This window comes from Gracilibacillus sp. D59 (assembly GCF_052246695.1).
Taxonomy (GTDB): Bacteria; Bacillota; Bacilli; order Bacillales; family Amphibacillaceae; genus Gracilibacillus.
The window spans coordinates 590,505-610,440 of the sequence record NZ_JBQQCK010000002.1 but is presented as its reverse complement, the minus strand read 5'-3'; the positions used below and the strand labels follow the sequence as shown (position 1 = coordinate 610,440).

Here is a 19,936-nt window from a genome sequence, read left to right as displayed (position 1 = left end):
TTACACCTCTTGTTTCATGTTATTGCTTATCGTAATAAGATTCTCCAATTTAGCTAAGGCAGCACCTGAATCAATGGACTCTCGTGCTAATTCTACCCCTTTTTGCACCGTATCTGCTTTGCCATTAGCGAATATGCCTAACCCTGCGTTTAATAATACTGTGTCACGATGTGGTCCTTTATTTCCTTCTAATACACTTCGTAAAATCTCTGCATTTTCTTTAGAATCGCCGCCTCTGATTAAATCATTTTCTACAATTGGCAAGTTCACTTCTTCTGGTTTAAGGGTGAATTTCATAATTTCACCTCGGTCTAATAATACCAAATGATTCTCTCCCGCTAAAGATGCTTCATCCATATAGCCAGCACCATTCACAATCAATGCTCGTTTACGGCCTAATTTATGCAATACACCTGCCATAGTTTCTAGTGAGTCACGGCGATATGTCCCCATCAATTGAGAAGTTAGTTTCACAGGATTCGTTAATGGTCCAATTACATTAAATATGGTCGGCACACCTAATTCTTTTCTCACTTTCATTGCTCGCTTCATTGCTGGATGTACATTCGGTGCAAATAAGAAGGCAATACCATTTTGTTTTAAAATGTCATATGTTTCCGGTCGAGTGAATTCTAAAGGAACACCGAGATGCTCTAATACATCCGCACTTCCTGTTTTACTCGAAATACTGCGATTACCATGTTTTGCTACGGTAATACCTGCACCTGCAATGACAAATGCAGAAGTTGTACTAATATTAAAACTTTGTGAACCATCGCCTCCTGTGCCACAGTTATCCATCGCACCTGCAAGTTCATCTGGTAATGCAAGTGGAGAAATTTCTAACATTACGTTGACTAGCCCTGTAATCTCATCCACTGTCTCTCCTTTTGTCTTCAGCGCTGATAAAAAGGCACCAATAGCAACATCACTCGTTTCTTCTGAAAAAATATACCTTGCAGCTTCCTCCATTTCTATTAATGTTAAATTTTCTTTTTCCATCACTTTTTTTAAAAATGTTTTCATATTTTTTGCCCCTTCCTAATCGACTCAAAAAAATTGTTTAGTAATTGCTTTCCTTTTCCAGTTCCAATTGATTCTGGGTGAAATTGTAGTCCGTAGACAGGTAAATAAGTATGCTTCACCGCCATGATTTCCTGATCATCCATTGCCGTTGCGGTTACTAACAACTGATCGGGAATCGTATCTTTATCAATCACCAATGAGTGGTAACGCATCACTTCCAACGGTTGTTCTAAATAATTAAAGATTTCATCGTTTTGATGACGAATCATCGAGGTTTTTCCATGTTTGATCTTTCCTGCATGTGTAACTGTTGCGCCATATGCGGCACCAATTGCCTGATGCCCAAGACATATACCCAAAATTGGAAACTCATTCGATAGAGCCTTGACAACATCAATGCAAATTCCTGCTTCTTCTGGAGTACCAGGCCCAGGTGACAGAATAATCGCTTCTGGCTTTAACTGTCTTATTTCTTCTATTGTGATTTTGTCATTGCGGACGATTTTGACTTCTTTGCCTAGCTCTGACATATATTGAAACAAGTTATAGGTAAATGAATCATAGTTATCAATTAATAGAATCATTTTTTACTAACCTCCAATAGCGATTTTGCTTTATTTAACGTTTCCTGATATTCCGATTGGGGGTCAGAGTCATAGACAACACCCGCTCCTGCTTGCACATATGCCTGCCTTCCTTTAATTACCATTGTTCGAATCGCTAATGCTAAATCAAGATCACCATTCATATTGATGTAACCGACAGCCCCTGCATATACACCACGCTTTTTGTCTTCGAGATCATTAATGATTTGCATGGCCCGGATTTTCGGCGCCCCTGAAACGGTTCCGGCGGGCAGTGTCGATATCAATGCATCTAATCCTGTGTACTCCTGCCTTAATTCACCATGTACTTCTGAAACAATGTGCATAACATGTTGATAACGTTCAATCGTCATATATTTCGGTATTGTGATCGAACCAATTTCACATACACGCCCCAGATCATTCCGACTTAGGTCCACTAACATTTTGTGTTCTGCTAATTCCTTTTCATCTGCTAATAACTCCGATGCTAATTGCTGATCTTCTGTTTCTGTTTTTCCTCTTGGCCTTGTGCCCGCAATCGGATTTGTCACCACGTTTCGTCCGGTTGTTTTAATTAAGCTTTCTGGTGACGCCCCAAGCACAATATAATCATCAAAATCGATAAAATACATATATGGTGACGGGTTAGCTACTCTCAACCTTCGATAAAAGGTGAATGGATCAGCATCAAAGCTTGCTTTCATTCGTTGTGATAAGACCACTTGAAAAATGTCGCCGTCAACAATGTGTTGTTTTGCCGTTTCGACCATATTCAGGAAGGTTTCCTTATCAATCGATGGTTCGAAACTGACATGTAACTCCTCATCTGACATTGTTTCTTCGGGTGTCCAGATTTGATCTTGCAGTTGATGTAAGTTTTCTTCTAATTGATCATCATCTCTTGTACCGTCTAAGTTGATCGTCATCATCGTAATTTTTTGTTTCATATGGTCAAAAACAATGACATCCTGATAAAACATCATGTGGACATCTGGCATGTCTATTTCATCTTCTAAAAGTTCGCCAATATATTCGTATTGTCTTATAGCATCATAGCCGATATAACCGATTGCTCCACCGTAAAATGCGTAAGGTAATGGTAGTTCTTCGTTCGGAATCTGTGCTTTGACTACTTCTAATGGCTTTTGCTGAACGACTTCATTTGTTCCGTCAGTATGGTTGATGACCATTGTTTCGTCTGTTGTTCCGATAATTTCTTTGTATGGATTTAGTCCAATGAAGGAGAACCGTCCTTTTTCGCCATGACTGACAGAACTCTCTAATAAGAATTTCTTCTTGCCTTTAATTCTGTTAAATACAGAGATAGGTGTAATAGTGTCTCCGTTTAGTGCCGTGCTTTTATAGTTAACCATCTTATTTCGACTCCTTTTTATAAAGTTTCATTTTCCGAATATAAAAAACCGCCCATATACAAACTTTTTTAGTCTGTATAAGGACGGTTGGTTTACCGCGGTGCCACCTTTTGTTGAAGGGCTATTAATGAATAGCCTTCCGCTCGTTATCCGTTAACGGGGATGAGCCGTTGCCTTGTACTATCATTTCCAAGGCACTCTCGAAGGTCCATTCCAATTTCCATGTATACCGGATTTTCAGCGGCTCCGGCTCTCTGTCATACAGGGGGATATTATACTCTTCCTTCTCATCGAGTTAATGTATTGATCGATATTTACACTTGAATTATTTTCTGGACACTTTTACGTATTTTCTGGACACTTTTTTTAATTTACTGGACACTTCTAGGCATTTTCTGGACACTTTAGCTCGGTTACTGGACACTTTTCATGATTTTCTGGACACTTTCTAGAATTGGCTTTTTTCCAGCAAATCAAAAAGGGTTTCCACATCCGAAAAGGACGAGGAAACCCGTGGTACCACCTTTGTTAGCTGTATCTACAGCTCACTTAACACGTCAATGGTTTAATCCATGAACGCTACCCTTTTGCAACGAGTGGGTATCTCGCCAAAGCCTACTAGACAATCGTTCGGTTTGGAGCTCGGAAGTCCATTCACTTATCTTGCACACTGATTCTCACCAACCATCAGCTCTCTTGAGTGCTTAAGTATAAGTTACTTCTCTTCGTCAATGCTATCACGTTATTAAATGTTGTTACTATCATAGTACGCTCTCTATATTTTGTCAATAGCAATCAATTAAATATTCGGAAAATTTACACAACATTAATACTCAAATATTTCTTCCTCAATTTTCTCACCAAGATGACGACCTGGTTGATCGACCTTTACTAAGATCCGCTCACCTTCTTGAAGGAAGATTGCTTGTTTTTCCTGATGTTCAGGAGTTAATAGGTGAACACTATCTGCTTCTTGTAGTGTCGCAGAAATTTCAGCATCACCAACTTTAGTTACTATACGCATGAGAGGTCGCTTTTCTATTTTCACCCTGCCTATCGCAAGTTTTCGAGTTTCATCTTTTTCATTGTAAACCGTGATAATATCACCCGGTTTCAATTCTGCTAAATAAGCCGTCGTCTCATCTTCTTTAACAACATAGTGATGAATCGCCCCACTATTTATTCGAAAAGGTCTAGCAGGGTATGTATCGGTAGTGCGATTTTCTGCTAAAACAAAAAAGTAACCATGACCTGTATTCCCCAATAGTATTCCCTCTGTAGGTGAAAGATGGTCAACTAAATCTAAACAGACTCGTGATCCTTCCCCTATACTTTCGATACGGACAATCTCAGCCTCTTGCAGAATATTTACCACTTATTAGCCCCCATTCATAAATTTGTGCGATTTTCCACAGAAATTATATAGTTATTATAACGATTATCATATACAATATATGTTGGATTTACAAATTAGGAGGGGTAACCTATGAGAAAATTGTTGGTAGTGTTATTTCTTCTATTAATCACGGGCTTCAGTGTGATTGGTTTTTCCAATAGCAATCATTCCGTAAATGATGAAGTAATTGAAATGGAGCAAGATGAATAGAAGAAATGTAAAGGGCTGTTGATTCGAAATCAACAGCCCTCTGTCTATTATTTTCTTTTTAGATCTACAAGCTCATCAACTTTTACCGCTTGCCCTGTTGCTAAGGATTTATTTCCGGCAATACCAGTTAAAATCGAAATGGCACCATCAATATGAGAAGCTGCACGATTGAATTCATCCTCTTTCGGCACCCCAAATAAGTCATTTAATAATTCAGGGTCACCACCACCATGGCCACCTTCTTTTTCTTCTACTTCTACTTCATATGGTTCACCAAACATCGGTAACACTCGAATTAATTTCCCACTAAGCTTTCCTTCATCACTCTTTTTGCCACCAGAATTAATATATGATTGCTCACGTACCTGCACTTCAATACGACCTTCTGTACCATTAAAGGCAATTTGGAACCCTTCCCATGGTAAATATGCATTTAGAGAATACGTTAAAATTGCTTTGTTTTTATACGTTACATTTACACCTAATGTATCTTCAATATTGATGCCATCCCCAAACACACTTTGATCACGATGATATCCGTCTTCTTTTTCTGCCTCTAAGTACATGGATTTTAAATGTTCATTGGACTCTAAATCAATGGCAAATGGATCCTCTTCGGCGTATTCACTTCCATGTGCACGCTCATAAAATTTCGTCACACCACGTTCTTCAGCATTTTCTTTCCCATAAAAGCGAAGACCACCTGTTGCATAGACAACATCTGGTTCTGTGTTTAGCCAGAAGTTAACTAGATCAAAGTGGTGAGTAGATTTATGAACTAGTAAACCACCGCTGTTACGCTTATCGCGATGCCAACGACGGAAATAATCTGCTCCATGTTGTGTATCCAGTGCCCATTCAAAGTGAACAGAATTAACTTGGCCAATGACACCATCGCGAATTAACTCACGGATTTTCGTATTGTGTGGTGCATAACGATAATTGAATGTTACGCGAACATTTTGACCTGTTCGTTCAATTGTGTCAATAATGGCTTGTGTTTTTTCTGCATCAACTGTCATCGGTTTTTCTGTAATGACATCACATCCTAATTCCATCGCACGGATAATGTAACGATGATGTGTTCTGTCCATTGATGTTACAATGACAATGTCTGGTTTTTCTGCTTCAACCATCTCATCAAATCGATCTGCTGTATACGTATTAATTTCAGAGACTCCATATTTGTCTTTTAATAGTTTGTTAGCATAGTTTAATCGTGTTTGATTCGAATCACAAAAAGCTACTAATTCACATGTTTCCTGAAAGTCTCGCACTATTGCACCATAAAAAAATTCTGCACGGCCGCCTGTTCCAACTAAAACATATTTTTTCTTCACTTTGAACACTCCCAATGTTATTTTTGAAATCGTTTGCAAATTATAATAACAACGTTGTTAAAAATTATAAGATATTTACCCTAAAATAGCAACTCTTAATCTGTGATTTTTTTTAATTGTTTTTGATTTTATTTGTTTTTATGCCTTATCAGTCTCACTTTTTTAACAAATTCAGATTAGATAACTAATTTGAATTAATGAAAATTTGTTTTGGTAGAGCTTCCTCCCATTCTGATTGATGAGAAGTGTTTGGACACGCTTCGGCAGAATACTGCGCTAGTAGTGATTCTTTCTTATTGGAAGATTGGAACTAATGGATTATATTCTATGGATTTCCTCTTACTTATCCAGAAAACTACTCTAAGCTGCGGAAAAATGCGACACTCTTGTGGGAAAGGAACAGTCTGAAGACCCCGTGTAAATGCACCTGCGTCTTCTAGTAACCCTTCGTAGTAGGATTCCTCGGTGCAAGGGAGCTAGGAAGTTTATTCAAGAAGTTCCCTGTCTGAAGCGTTCCACACGGAAAGGGAGTGTTTTTCCGCAGCGATGGACTTGCACTCATCTCCAAAAGGATGGGAGGAAGGAACATAATAGTTGCTGCGTAGTTAATATTTTTTATACACATCTCTAGGCTTTTCTAATAGCGAAAAAAAAACTCCCTCGCTAAAAAACGAGAGAGTCTCTGATTACTTTACTAGTCTAATATAGTGACGTCTACTGAACGGACGCCCCAGTCGTAGGCTTCGTCTTTGGTTGGAACATGAATGTCAATCTTGTTCCCTTTGATTGCTCCACCTGTATCAGCTGCAATTGCCTCCCCATATCCTTCCACGTGTACTCTAGTACCAAGTGGGATAACGCTAGGATCGACAGCAATTACTTTCATATTTGGATTTTCCAATAAGTTAATCCCTGTAGCGGTAATACCTGAACAACCGTCACATTTAGCAGTATATGCAGTAGCTGTCACTGAAATGGTTTCACCACTTTGTTCAGAAGATTCTTTACTTGATGTATTGGACTGCTTTTCAACTTCAGGTTCAGAAGCTTCCGGCGTTTCCTCTGTATTGCTTACTTCCTGTGTTTCTTCCGCTTTATTTACTTCCTGTGCTTTTTCTTCCTTATTTGCTTCAGACTGTTCTTTATTTACCTTAATAGTTAATTTTTCCCCAATAATAATTAAATCTGTTTCGAGGTTATTCCATTCTTTTAAATCGCTAACTGTCACATCATGTTCCAAAGCAATTTCGCTTAATGTATCTCCTCTTTTTACTTTGTATTCTCTATCTATCTCTAACATTTGTTTTGGAAAAATCAAGTCTGAATCTAGCTTATTAATCTCCTTTAATTCTGCAACTGTTGTATTATGTTCTTGTGCAATTTTCCACAAACTATCTCCTTCTTCTACTTCATATTCTGCTGCCGAAATTGGTAGCACGAAAAAGCAGCTAGTTGCAACAAAACCTACTGACACTAAAAACTTTCGCATCAAAGTTGCCTCCTTTCAATGTTGACAAGCACAACTATAACACACCGCATTACCCGCTGTGGTTACAGCGAATTTAAGAGTCTGTAACAAAATTTACGATGTTACAAAGGCTTGTCACATTTGTCATTATGGGGCAACAATGATCGATTTTATACGTCCAATCGTAATATTTTCTATCTTTATACCATTTTTTTAATCTATCATTATTTGATTATATTAAAATAACTCTTATTATCTGGAATCAATTCATCGCTTTTTAGAAGGTCATCTGCAATCAATTCTGTCATATCTATAGGTATATCTTTCACCACTTCTTTATTCTTAAACATATGATAGTCTCCACCGCCGCTAGCACGATAATTATTCATCACTACTTGAAATTCCTGGTCTAAGTCAAGTGGCTGACCTTGATAATCTAGTGTAGTCACTCGTTCACCGATTGGGTTCGATAGTTTCACCTCATAATATATCCCTTGCCACATATCATAATTATATGGTTGAGGTTTTGGTTGTAAGTATGATGGATTGATAATTATTTCATTGTTTTCCATTTTAAAATAACTGGCGGACTTTTCTAATGCTTTTTTGATATCATGACCTGTAAGCTTCAGTACTTTTAATGTATTGGGATAAATATAATTAGCTACAATATCCCTCATCGTTACTTGCTTCGGAAAACCTGGTGACTGATCGTGAAACAATGCCGTACAGGAAATATCTACTTCCGCTATATGCATTTGCAATTGATTGATATAATTAATAAAAGGGTGGCCATATAACCGTACTTTGTTTGGATCACTGATTTCCATATCACCCTTCACGGTTGTAATGGTTTGATCTAAAAACGCTTGGACAGCTTTTTCGTCTTTTACGATGTCCTTTTCCACTTGCTGATCTACTTCTGTCTGCTCATCTACATAGTGCAAGGTAGAAGTCACCGATTGTATCGTTTGGTCAATTGTTAAAGTGATTTCTGCGATCGCCTGTCCATTATTACCAGGCTGAACAACTGTTACACCATTAATCTTCTCTGTTAAAAAACGATGCTGATGACCTGTAATTAATATATCTATACCCTCTACTTCCTTGCAGATCTGATAACCTTGGTTTTCTCCTGTTAAATCTTCAGTTCGTTCACCTGTTTGGGGATCACGTTCTAATCCACCGTGGTAACTGACAACCATCACATCTGGTTCCTCTGTTTCACGAATCGTTGTTACCCATTTCTTTGCTGACTGACATGCATCCTCAAAAATAAGACTTTCTATATGATTAGGGTCCTCCCAATTCGGTATGTAGTGAGTCGTTAATCCTAAAATAGCGAACCGTACACCTGCTATTTTTTTAATTATATATGGTTTGCCTAAAAATGGCTGGTTCGTTTTTTTATCGATAATATTAGCAGATAACCAAGGAAAATCAGATACTGCTACTGCCTTTTGTAAATAATCCAATCCGTAATTAAATTCATGATTACCTATTACAGCAAGATCATAGTTTAAGTGATTAGCAATTCTAATCATTGGACTAGGTTGATCTGGTCGTTTTTTAGCAAAAAAATATGTAAATGGGCTTCCTTGAATAAAGTCTCCGTTATCTATTAAAATCGATTCATTTTTCTTCCTAATCTTTTTCAAAATGGAAGCAACTTTTGCTAACCCCATCTGTTGTTCTTGATTATTGCGATAATTCGTTGGCATAATATAACCGTGTATATCACTTGTAACACCAATGGAAACTGTCTTCATTGTAACTCCCCCTCTAATTCTTATTATCTAACATTATAACGATATATAATAGAATCAGGAAAAACTTTACATTAACTTAACTAAGACTTAACACCCTCTTTTCATTTATTTGATATAGTTAAAGTGTTCCAAATTGAGCAATGCTGCAAAGATTGCTTTCTCACAAAATGATAGCCCCTTTTTCTTTTGGCCGATGATAAATTCATCGGCTTTTCTTTTTACAGTTAATAGATATATTGATATAAAGAGAGACTTCCATCAGTAGGGTTACGGACGATTAGCACCGTGATATAACATCCTGACATGCTCTGTTCATTTAATTCAAAATAGATACAAACTGCGAAGTAATGAAAGTTTATCTAGGTGCTGACATTTATTGAGCGGACATTTAGTGCGTTATTTGAATGAAAATCACTTGCTTTTTCATGTTAGTGGACATTGAATCCCTTATTTGGTTCATTTCGGCTTGAATTAGCACTATTTTCGATGAATAGCGGAATAGATGTCCGCGACCACCCTAAAAACGGTACTTTTGTCACAAATAGCGGAACAAATGTCCTCACACTTGGGAGTCCACGTTACTGCGCAGCTTATGGTTTCTCTGCAATTTTGCCTAGTAGAAAAAAACGCATCGGAATCCAATGCATCCGATGCGTCTTACTCTATAACGGTGATTCTTTCTTTAGCTGATTTTCTTGGAACAGGGGATTGTGATTTGGCTGGATAGCCTACCTGTATTTGCCCCACTACTCTTTCATCTTTTTCTAATCCGATCAATTCTGCTGTTTCTTCACAGAAAGCGAGTTTCCCTGTTTTCCAAAAAACACTTAATCCTTTCTCCCACGCTAATAAACTAAAGTTCTGAATTAAGCAACTGGAAGAAGCATAGTCCTCTTCTCTTAATTTTTCTTGAGGATGTAGACTATTAATGACAAAAAAGATAAATGGAACATTCATGATTTTATGATAAGCATTATCGCTAACTATTTTTAATTCTTCATCCGAATTACTGTTAGTTTTTGACACTGCTACTTGACGGTTTATTTCTGCCAGTTTTTCTTTTGCTTCACCTTCTATAAACACAAAACGCCAAGGTTCTGTCAATTTATGATTAGGCACCCATATAGCAGTTTCAAGTAATTCTTCGATTAAATTCCTTGAAACCTTTTTATCCTGATAAGCAGATATCGAGCGACGTTCTTTAATCAGTTGTTGTAAGTTCATGAAGACGTCCTCCTTGTTATTGATAATCATTTTCAACTAAAATTTATCATATCATATTTATAAGAAGAGTCAAGATATCCAAACTAATTCATACCATAATTTGCAAAATGTACTTGAAATTAACTTTCACTTAATGTAAAATACTAGCAAATGTTACTAACTGAATAGCTTTTTCTTATCCAGAGAGGTGGAGGGACTGGCCTGACGATACCTCAGCAACCGTCTATAACTGACAAGGTGCTAATTCCAGCAAGCATAATGTGCTTGAAAGATGAGAGTCTTTTTCTAATTAATCTCCGTCTTTCTATAGCCGGAGATTTTTTATGTTTAACAGAAAAGAGGTGAAACTTAATGTCTAATTTAATCACTAATTTACAAAACAGGTTAATGGTCGCTGATGGGGCAATGGGAACTTTACTATATTCCCATGGTGTAGATCGATGTTTCGAATCTTATAACACTACTCATCCCGATGAAATCCTTCATGTTCATCAAACCTATCTTGATGCCGGAGCAGAAGTTATTCAGACCAACACTTATGGAGCAAATTATATCAAATTGTCTCGTTTTGGTTTAGAAGATCAAGTACATCAATTGAATACCAAAGCGGTTCAGCTCGCGAAGACTGCTGCTAAAGACCGAGCATTTGTGTTGGGAACAATCGGAGGAATCAGAGGGGTTCAAAAATTAATAACTTCTAAAAAAGAGATTATCCGCAGCTTTAAAGAACAACTATTCTCACTATTACTAGAAGGTGTGGATGGCATTTTACTGGAAACATACTATGATTTTGAAGAAATAAAACAAGTGTTAGAGATTGCTAGACAAGAAACAGATCTACCAATCATTGCGAATGTATCGATGCATGAACCTGGTGTGATGGAAAATGGGATCCAGCTTGCAGTAGCCCTCCAAACATTAGAAGACATAGGCGCAGATGTTGTAGGAGTGAATTGTCATTTAGGACCTCATTATATGATCAAAGCACTTGAATCTGTTCCACTTCTTGAAAAAGCAGTTTTAGCAGCATATCCAAATGCAAGTCTTCCTGCTTACCAAAATGGCAAATTGGTCTACAACCAGTACAGCCACTACTTTGAACGATGTGCGAAGGATTTCCGTGATCAAGGGGTTCACTTAATAGGTGGATGTTGTGGTACAACACCTGAACACATTCGGGCACTCAAGGATGGTATTACTGGCTTGGAACCTATTAAGGAAAAGGAAATCAAACCCATTACCGTTACCAAAAGCAAAAATGACCAACAGCCTCCACTACGAACAACACTTGCAGATAAAGCTCGAAAACGACATACCGTTATTGTGGAGTTAGACGCACCAAAACATCTTGACACAGACTCTTTTATCGATGGAGTATTTGCTTTAGAGAAGGCAGGAGTTGATGCAATTACATTGGCTGATAATTCCTTAGCAACTCCTCGCATTAGTAATCTAGCCATGGCTGTAAAAATGCAACAAGCGGGTTGTCATACAACACCACTTATCCATTTGACATGTCGCGACCGAAATTTAATCGGGCTTCAGTCTCATTTGATGGGATTGCACACACTAGGTTTTCGTGAAATTCTTGCTATAACTGGTGATCCGACTCGAATTGGCGGTTTTCCAGGTGCATCATCTGTTTTTGATGTAACATCTTTTGAATTAACAAAACTAATTAAACAATCTAACCAAGGGCTTTCTTTTGCTGGCAGTTCATTAAAAACGAACACGCAATTTCAAGTTGCCGCCGCATTTAATCCTAATGTTGCTAATCTCGAAAAAGCAGTGAAAAGAATGGAACGAAAAATAAAGCATGGTGCGGACTACTTTTTGACACAGCCAATATTCAATCATGAGCAAATTATCGAATTACATCGACATACCAAACATATTGATAAACCAATCTTCATTGGAATCATGCCACTCACTTCCCATCGGAATGCGGAATTTCTTCATCATGAGGTGCCAGGCATGAAACTGTCTGATGAAGTACGTACAAGAATGCAGCGCCATGATAACCGCCAGGACAGTTTACAAGAAGGAATACAAATCGCCAAGGAATTAATTGACACTGCTATGAACTATTTTCATGGCATTTATATAATCACCCCGTTTATGCATTATCCATTAACGGTGGAACTCACAAATTATGTTCATCAACAAGCTAAGTTAGTAACAAAAATATAAAAATTAAAGGAGTTTTTTACGCAATGACAACGATTCTTAGTACCAATTTAGGTTACCCTCGTATTGGAGAAAAAAGAGAATGGAAGAAAGCAATTGAAGCATTTTGGCAAGGAGATATTACCGAAAAATCACTTAAAGAACAAACAAAGAAATTACGCTTAAACAATTTGCAGAAACAAAAGGAACAAGGAATTGATCTTATTCCTGTAGGGGACTTTTCATTTTATGATCATATATTAGATACGGCCGTTTCATTCAATATTATACCAGAACGATTTAATCATCATAATCCAGAAGACTTGTCTAGCTATTTTGCGATTGCTCGTGGTGAAACGAATGCTGTAGCCGCTGAAATGACAAAATGGTTCAATACGAATTATCACTATATAGTTCCGGAACTAAATGGAACCACACCGACTTTAATTGAGAACCGAGCATTACATTATTATAAAGAAGCCAAAGAAGAATTAGGCATTGATGGTAAGCCGGTCATTGTTGGACCAGTCACATTTGTGAAGCTTGCAAAAGGCTATCAAGAAAGTGAATTGGAAAGCTGGGTTAACCGATTATTACCTTTGTATGAACAAATCCTTAGTGAGTTAGCAGCGGAAGGAGCTAGCTGGGTGCAGATAGATGAGCCTATACTAGGCACCAACCTTTCCGAAAAGGAACTTCAGCTGGTAGAGCAAGTCTACCAGACGATTGACAACAATGTATCAGGTATTCAAATCATTTTGCAAACATATTTTGAAACAGTTCAACATTATGAGCGTATTACAGCTCTACCGGTAAAAGGAATTGGCTTAGACTTTGTACATGGTGATCATTTAGCATTAATCGAAAAGTTTGGCTTTCCATCTGATAAAGTTTTAGGCGCTGGTATTATCAATGGACGTAATGTGTGGCGTGCCGACTTAGATGAAAAATATCAACTTTTACAAAATATCCAGCAAGAAGCAGATGTAGAAACGTTGCTTGTACAACCTTCCTGTTCTTTATTGCATGTACCTGTGACGAAACACCTGGAGGAAAAACTTGATCCTGTTGTAAAAGGCGGCTTAAGTTTTGCTAATGAGAAATTAGATGAGTTACAAAGCTTAACCATCGCTTTACGAGAAGGGAAACAGTCTGTTGAAGATGCCTTTAAAGCCAGTCAACAAGCTATTTCAAACTTAAATCAATCCGAATACCGCAGACAATCACCTGAAGTTGCACGAAAGGATGCGAAACGCGAGATCCCTTTTGTTGAAAGAAAAAAACGTCAACAAGCAACATTGAAACTGCCTTTATTACCTACGACAACAATAGGAAGTCTACCACAAACACATGAAGTAAAAAGAACGAGAACTAAATGGCGTAAAGGGGATATTTCCAACCAAGAGTATAATCAATTTATTGAGGAAGAAACGAGAAGATGGATTCAAATCCAAGAAGATCTAGATTTAGATGTACTCGTGCACGGAGAATTCGAACGAACAGATATGGTTGAGTATTTTGGTGAAAAACTAAAAGGCTTTGCTGTAACCGAATATGGTTGGGTGCAATCATATGGGTCGCGTTGTGTTAAACCACCTTTATTAGTTGGAAATGTCGAGTGGGAAAAAGCCATTACCGTTAAAGAAATTGCTTATGCTCAGTCTTTAACCGAAAAACCTGTCAAAGGAATGTTAACTGGTCCTGTTACGATCTTAAACTGGTCATTTGTTCATGAGGGATTACCTCGTTTCACAGTACAAGATCAAATTGCCTTAGCTCTGGAAAAAGAAGTGTTAGCACTAGAAGAAGCTGGAGTTAATATCATACAAGTTGATGAGCCAGCATTACGTGAAGGATTACCACTGGATCGTTTAAAATGGCCTGCCTATTTTGATGCAGCCGTAAATGCTTTTCAGCTAGCAACGTCAACAGTAAAACCTGAAACACAAATCCATACTCATATGTGCTACTCTGAATTCGGGGAAATTTATGAAGCTATCGATGGATTAGACGCTGATGTAATTTCCATTGAAACTTCACGGAGTCATGGTGAAATGGTCGAAACTTTTGAAAAAAATGACTATAAGAAGGATATTGGACTTGGCGTCTATGACATTCATAGTCCACGTGTACCAACTCTTCAAGAGCTTGAAGCAAACATTAAACGCGCTCTGGAAACCATTGACGTCGAACAATTCTGGATCAACCCAGACTGTGGACTTAAAACAAGAAACGAAGCTGAAACTGTTGCTGCTCTGGAAAAAATGGTAGAAGCAGCTAAGAAAGCAAGGGCTCAGTATACTACCATCAAACAACATTAAAATTTGTCTGTTACTTAATTAAAAAAATGGCTACATTCATTATACCCTTGAATGTAGCCATTCTCGTTATTAGATTAATTTTCTTTTACGAATTAGCAATAATAACCCGAGTACTATTACAACAACTCCTGCTAACAAGTAGTTAAACATAGACGTAGCGGTCTCTGGTAACTCATTATTTTCTGTTGATGTGTTCCCTGATTTCTCTTGATCTTCTGATCCATTAGAGCTATCATCGTTCTCTTCTGAATCGCCACCATTGTCACCAGTTTCACCACGATCACCATCATTGTTATTTGGATCTGTTTCAGGATTTTCGTCCTCATTAGATGGATCTTCAGGAATATTATCATCTCCACTAGCTTCCATTACAGTAAAGGTGGAGAAGTGAGTAGTTGTCGCTATTACAACACCGTTTTGATACTCACCACCAATTTCTATCCATTTCCCTGTTTCTTCATCTAGGTAGAATACTTTCAAAAGATCTAGATTTTCAACATTTTCACCATGGAGGTTAAAGGCTAATCGAACACCATCTGTTTCAGAAAAGTCATGTTTTACATTGTCACCTTCCATTAGTTTGAAATCATAGACAGCACTTTTCGCACCTTCTACATCTGCAAGCTTTCCGATGACAATCGTAACATCCTCTTCACCACTAAATATTGCTGCTGGAAAATCTAGTGTTACATCATTCTTTTGTACAGATAAAACTGCATTTTTATTTTTCAATTTAGCTAATTGTGACTTTGTTACTGTAATTTCTAATGGTTTGCTCTCATCAATATTTTCTACTTCTGTAAAGTCGACTGTTGCCTTACCATTTGCAGCTACATGATCAAAAATGACATCTTTTACTTTCGCCTTATTGCCAACAACTTCTGGCAATGTAACTTTCGGTATAGAAGAGATACGACCTTCAGAACCATATGCTAATGGATTATCTTCCGTTGTTTCTAAAGAAATAATGTACCTCTTAAGTGCCTTTACATCAACAGGCCCTTCTTCTCGCTCAGAATCTATTGTTGCAAATACACCTCTAGATGCTAAATAGCTATTAGTTGTTATTGTATAGGTTTCTTTCTTTTTCACTTTCTTGCCATTTGGAAGGGTTATTGATATAACTTTATTTGCTGCTTTATTGTAACGATATTGGAACCCAGACACACTATAATCTGAACCGTTATCAGAAAGCTGTGCGTTTAAAATCTCTTCTAATTCTGCGCCTGTCACTTCCATTTTCACTAATGTATTGCCATGGGTTAATATATTTTCTAATGAAGTTGTAGTGATCGGACCTTCTAATAGCGAAGAACCAATCCCTCCACCATTTGTCACAGCAAAATCACTGTCCATTTCAAACCTCATACTATCCGTAATTAAGTTACCTAAACCATGATCGATGCCATTTGTATAATTACCGACTAAATCTTGTCCATTGTAACCAATCGTTTCACCTTCATCGTCCATGTCTGGAATTTCGTCTGTTTGGGCAATACGTCCTTCTGGTCCAATTACTAGTGGATTGTCTTCAGAGGTATTTAAATGCTTGATATAGTTTACCGCAGCATCAACATCGACAGGTCCCATTACTGGATTCTTACCTAGATTTTTAATTGGGCCATCCTGTGTACCAATATAATTGTTCGTTGCCAATACATACGTTTCTTCTGGATCAATCGGAAATCCATCAGGTAAAGTAATATCTACTACTTGTTGATATTCATAATTGTAGGTGTAGTGTAAACCAGACACACTATAATCTGAGCCGTAACTTGATAAGTTGTCATTTAAAATAGGGATTAAGTCTTCCCCTTTAATTTCCACCGACATTACACTATTAGCAAACGGTAAAATATTAAATACTTCTCCCCATGTAATTGGACCAGCATTTAAAATATCTCGAATACCTCCACCATTGTGCATTGCAAAGTCAGCATTCATCACCCATTTCATACCATCTGCAATTAAATTTCCTAAACCATGATCACCATCATTCGTATATTGTCCTGCCAACTCTTGAGCGTTATAACCGATTTCTTCATTTACAATCGATTTGATTTCTTCTCCATATTTATGAAGTATACTTTCTACAGCTGGTTCTGGCTGATAATCATCTTGCTTTACAAACACAACTTCTGATTCTGCATCAACAATATCTTTTGTTTCACGGTCAATTTGCACATCAACATCAGCAAAGGCTTTTCCATATTCTGATGCCTGAATAATTAGCTTATCATCAACGACCGCATCCACTACTTGATGATTATGTGCTGCAAAGATAATATCTACTGCATCATTAACATTCTTAGCTAAATCTGCTGCCGCTCCTGTAGCAGATGATCCGGATTGTGTTGCCGGTATATGTGCAAGAACAACAATGGCTTCGACACCTTGTTCCTGTAATTCGTCAACAGCATCATTAACCGCTGTTGTTTCATCGATAAATGCTACATTTTCTAGAGAAGACGGCATAACCATGTTCATTGTTTCTTGTGTATTTACACCGATAAAACCTATTTCTACACCGTCAACTTCTTGAATGGCATATGGTGGTAAATAGGTTTCACCTGTATCTTCTTGAATACAGTTAGCACAAAGCACGTCAAAATTCATTCCTTCGTAACCTTCTGTACCTAGTCCTTCTGGATGATCGCCACCATTAACCATACGTTTCAATTCATCTAATCCTTCATCAAATTCATGATTCCCGACTATTCCTACATCAAAGCCCATTTCATTCATTATTTCAACTGTTGGCTCGTCCTGTAGTAATCCGGAAATAGGTGAACTACCACCAATCATATCACCAGCATGTACGAGTAATGTGTTTTCATTTTCTTGTTCACGTTCTTTAATCGCTTGCGCTGTATAATCCATACGACCATAAACAGCTTCTTCACCATCTACATTCAACGTATATTCTTGATCAATCTTGCCGTGTAAGTCATTCATGCTTAATAGCTGTACTTCAAGCAGATTATCAGATGGTTCTTCCGTCTCTGTTGCTGCTGTATAACCTTGCACTTCCGCTTCTTCCGCACTTGCAAAGAAAATACGTTTTTCTACTGGAACTTCTTCAAATGCCGTTGGTTCTACATATTTTTTCGTATCTGAATCCCCTACATAACGGTGAAAATCGCCACCTTCTGTAATGGCACGATATTCAAAAGGTAATTGAGTTAGCGGATTCTCAGGATTCCAAATACCTAACTCATTATCAATCGCTTCTTTGACAGTATCTTGATACGTTTGATATGTTTCCTCATCACCGATAGGCCAGATAAAGTAGGTACTCGCAAAGCCTTCTTTGACCATTTGCAAATTGGTATTGATACCATCTTTGTTAATGACCTCTGCTAGTAATCTACCATATTGATCAGTTGCTTCTTCACCAATTTCCAATGTTACTTCTGAACCTTCTGGTAACAATTCTTTCAAGCGACTTGTAGCATATTGACCATGTTCCTTTTGATTTGCTTCATCTACACCATTTGCTCCCGCCACACTTGTTTCGGGTGTATCGATGTTTAGAAAACGTACTCGATCAGATCCTAGTACAGGTGTTTCTAACCTAATAGTATCACCATCTGATACGTAACGAACTGTTGAGGTGTATTCTTCACTTACATTCGGTGCTTCTGGCTGCTCTTCTGCTAATTTAATGTCACTAGCTTTTCTTGGTAAAATTTGATAGCTTTCGTATTGACTTACTATTGCTGTAATGTCATACCATTTTCCTTCTTCTAAATTTGAAACATCTAACGTACCTTCCATTACTCTTAATGTTGTGCTATTAAATTCACTATCTATTAATGATATATTGTAGCCGCCACCAGACGGACTAGACGGTATACTTTGTATATATCCCGAAACAGATACCAGTTGTCCTTCTAATGGTTCAGCCGTTTCCGCATTATTCAAATCAGCTATTGTTGTATCTGCTGGAAATGGTACTTCCTCACCATTTGCTAAAACTTCAATATCACTAGATTTACTAGGAATAATTTCTGTTAAACCTTTATAGGTATCTATTTCACCTGTTACTTTTATCCGATCTCCTTCCTTCCATACAGGAAAGTCTGATCCATCAAAAGAAAACAGATTGATACCAGCTGTTTGATCTTGGACGTAAGTGGATAATTGACTTCCACTTGGATTTGCCAAATTAGCAGATGTTACAGTACCCTCTATTGTAACCACATTTCCATCTGCCTGTTGGCGTGCATCTGCGATATTAATAGTTTCTGCTGTTTCCTCTGAATCTTCTTCTGTTCCGTCATTATTTTTATGATTACCGATAAAAGCAAAATTATCTTTTCCTTTATCTAACCATTGTGATGGATCATATGTAGTCGATGGGACAGCGGTCTCAGGATTTCTCACTAATGTTTTATCGGATCCAAAAGAGTCTCTAACGCCAATCTCACCTAACTGATCAATGACCTCGCCATCTTTTAATAAAGCAAAAGCATCATCACCATTAAAATTAACCACACCAGAAGTTTCATCGGTAACCTCTAATATAGCTGAGTTAGCAGAACTGTTAGCAATAACAAAGACATCACCATCTGCTAATGATCCTTCCAGTTCCAAGCTCGACGAAATTTCCACTGAGCCATTGGAGTATAATGCTAAAGTGTAATTGGACAAGTCTACTTCAGATCCTGTCCCATTATAAATCTCAATCGCCTTATTATAGCTACTTCCTTCGATATACTCTGAAATAAATAATTCGTCTGCATTTGTTTCCTCTGCATTCAACTCCATTAATGGTAAAAATGCATTAGACAATTGCATAAAAATAAGCAAACAAACTAAAAATATGCTTGTGAGCTTCACCTTGGAATACTCCTTCATTCGTTCTCCTCCTTTAAATGATATTGCTTACCTCCTTCATTCTATCAATTGAAAATATGAAAAATTTAAACCCTCGGTAAAGTGTTTGTTAACTTTTGTAAATACGCGCATAAATTATTTACACTTTTATTCTTGTATCTCATGTCAAAATCACGTACAATATAGTTAGTAAATTAATTTAATTAAGTCGACAAAA

General features: G+C 37.5%; 11 protein-coding genes, 1 riboswitch and 2 other annotated features. Of the genes, 2 read left to right on the top strand and 9 right to left on the bottom strand.

What is annotated here, in order from left to right:
* From trpD to ACTWP4_RS05940, 8 genes are all read right to left on the bottom strand, one after another.
* Positions 1 to 1,026, bottom strand: a complete 1,026-nt coding sequence (gene trpD, locus ACTWP4_RS05975) for an anthranilate phosphoribosyltransferase (RefSeq protein WP_443127844.1) — start codon at positions 1,024 to 1,026, stop codon at positions 1 to 3.
* Positions 1,023 to 1,610 (bottom strand): anthranilate synthase component II, encoded by a 588-nt coding sequence (locus ACTWP4_RS05970; RefSeq protein ID WP_443127843.1) that lies wholly within the window; start codon positions 1,608 to 1,610, stop codon positions 1,023 to 1,025. Before ACTWP4_RS05970 ends, trpD begins: the two co-directional genes overlap by 4 nt.
* On the bottom strand, positions 1,607 to 2,986 hold the full coding sequence (gene trpE / locus ACTWP4_RS05965; RefSeq protein WP_443127842.1) for an anthranilate synthase component I: 1,380 nt from the start codon (positions 2,984 to 2,986) through the stop codon (positions 1,607 to 1,609). The genes ACTWP4_RS05970 and trpE overlap by 4 nt, the downstream gene beginning before the upstream one ends.
* Positions 2,987 to 3,062: 76 nt before the next feature.
* Positions 3,063 to 3,286: a binding site (T-box leader), on the bottom strand.
* A 194-nt stretch (positions 3,287 to 3,480) separates the two neighbouring features.
* Positions 3,481 to 3,727, bottom strand: a binding site (T-box leader).
* Positions 3,728 to 3,812: 85 nt separating this feature from the next.
* A complete protein-coding gene (locus ACTWP4_RS05960) occupies positions 3,813 to 4,361 on the bottom strand; it encodes a 3-dehydroquinate synthase II (RefSeq protein ID WP_443127841.1) in 549 nt (182 codons plus the stop codon).
* 278 nt (positions 4,362 to 4,639) lie between these two features.
* Positions 4,640 to 5,932, bottom strand: coding sequence for a Gfo/Idh/MocA family protein (locus ACTWP4_RS05955; protein ID WP_443127840.1), 1,293 nt, complete (start codon positions 5,930 to 5,932; stop codon positions 4,640 to 4,642).
* 694 nt (positions 5,933 to 6,626) lie between these two features.
* The gene (locus ACTWP4_RS05950) at positions 6,627 to 7,421 is read right to left on the bottom strand and encodes a LysM peptidoglycan-binding domain-containing protein (protein WP_443127839.1); all 795 of its coding nucleotides are present in this window, start codon (positions 7,419 to 7,421) and stop codon (positions 6,627 to 6,629) included.
* A 203-nt stretch (positions 7,422 to 7,624) separates the two neighbouring features.
* On the bottom strand, positions 7,625 to 9,169 hold the full coding sequence (locus ACTWP4_RS05945; protein ID WP_443127838.1) for a bifunctional metallophosphatase/5'-nucleotidase: 1,545 nt from the start codon (positions 9,167 to 9,169) through the stop codon (positions 7,625 to 7,627).
* A gap of 657 nt (positions 9,170 to 9,826) precedes the next feature.
* Entirely contained in the window at positions 9,827 to 10,393 is a 567-nt protein-coding gene (locus ACTWP4_RS05940; RefSeq protein WP_443127837.1) for a nitroreductase family protein, read from the bottom strand.
* 172 nt (positions 10,394 to 10,565) lie between these two features.
* Positions 10,566 to 10,671: riboswitch (SAM riboswitch) on the top strand.
* A 73-nt stretch (positions 10,672 to 10,744) separates the two neighbouring features.
* Between ACTWP4_RS05940 and ACTWP4_RS05935 the strand changes: the two genes are divergently transcribed.
* Both ACTWP4_RS05935 and metE read left to right on the top strand, forming a co-directional pair.
* Entirely contained in the window at positions 10,745 to 12,583 is a 1,839-nt protein-coding gene (locus ACTWP4_RS05935) for a bifunctional homocysteine S-methyltransferase/methylenetetrahydrofolate reductase (protein ID WP_443127836.1), read from the top strand.
* 23 nt (positions 12,584 to 12,606) lie between these two features.
* Entirely contained in the window at positions 12,607 to 14,880 is a 2,274-nt protein-coding gene (gene metE, locus ACTWP4_RS05930) for a 5-methyltetrahydropteroyltriglutamate--homocysteine S-methyltransferase (RefSeq protein ID WP_443127835.1), read from the top strand.
* Between the two features lie 69 nt (positions 14,881 to 14,949).
* Here metE and ACTWP4_RS05925 read toward each other — a convergent pair whose 3' ends face one another.
* Positions 14,950 to 19,740, bottom strand: a complete 4,791-nt coding sequence (locus ACTWP4_RS05925) for a 5'-nucleotidase C-terminal domain-containing protein (protein ID WP_443127834.1) — start codon at positions 19,738 to 19,740, stop codon at positions 14,950 to 14,952.
* Positions 19,741 to 19,936 lie beyond the last annotated feature (196 nt).

Bases quoted from the DNA above. Each gene is read 5' to 3' on its own strand.
- ACTWP4_RS05935 (WP_443127836.1), top strand. From the start codon at position 10,745: ATGTCTAATTTAATCACTAATTTACAAAACAGGTTAATGGTCGCTGAT.
- ACTWP4_RS05940 (WP_443127837.1), bottom strand. From the start codon at position 10,393: ATGAACTTACAACAACTGATTAAAGAACGTCGCTCGATATCTGCTTAT.
- ACTWP4_RS05970 (WP_443127843.1), bottom strand. From the start codon at position 1,610: ATGATTCTATTAATTGATAACTATGATTCATTTACCTATAACTTGTTT.
- ACTWP4_RS05925 (WP_443127834.1), bottom strand. From the start codon at position 19,740: ATGAAGGAGTATTCCAAGGTGAAGCTCACAAGCATATTTTTAGTTTGT.
- ACTWP4_RS05945 (WP_443127838.1), bottom strand. From the start codon at position 9,169: ATGAAGACAGTTTCCATTGGTGTTACAAGTGATATACACGGTTATATT.
- ACTWP4_RS05950 (WP_443127839.1), bottom strand. From the start codon at position 7,421: ATGCGAAAGTTTTTAGTGTCAGTAGGTTTTGTTGCAACTAGCTGCTTT.
- trpE (WP_443127842.1), bottom strand. From the start codon at position 2,986: ATGGTTAACTATAAAAGCACGGCACTAAACGGAGACACTATTACACCT.
- metE (WP_443127835.1), top strand. From the start codon at position 12,607: ATGACAACGATTCTTAGTACCAATTTAGGTTACCCTCGTATTGGAGAA.
- trpD (WP_443127844.1), bottom strand. From the start codon at position 1,026: ATGAAAACATTTTTAAAAAAAGTGATGGAAAAAGAAAATTTAACATTA.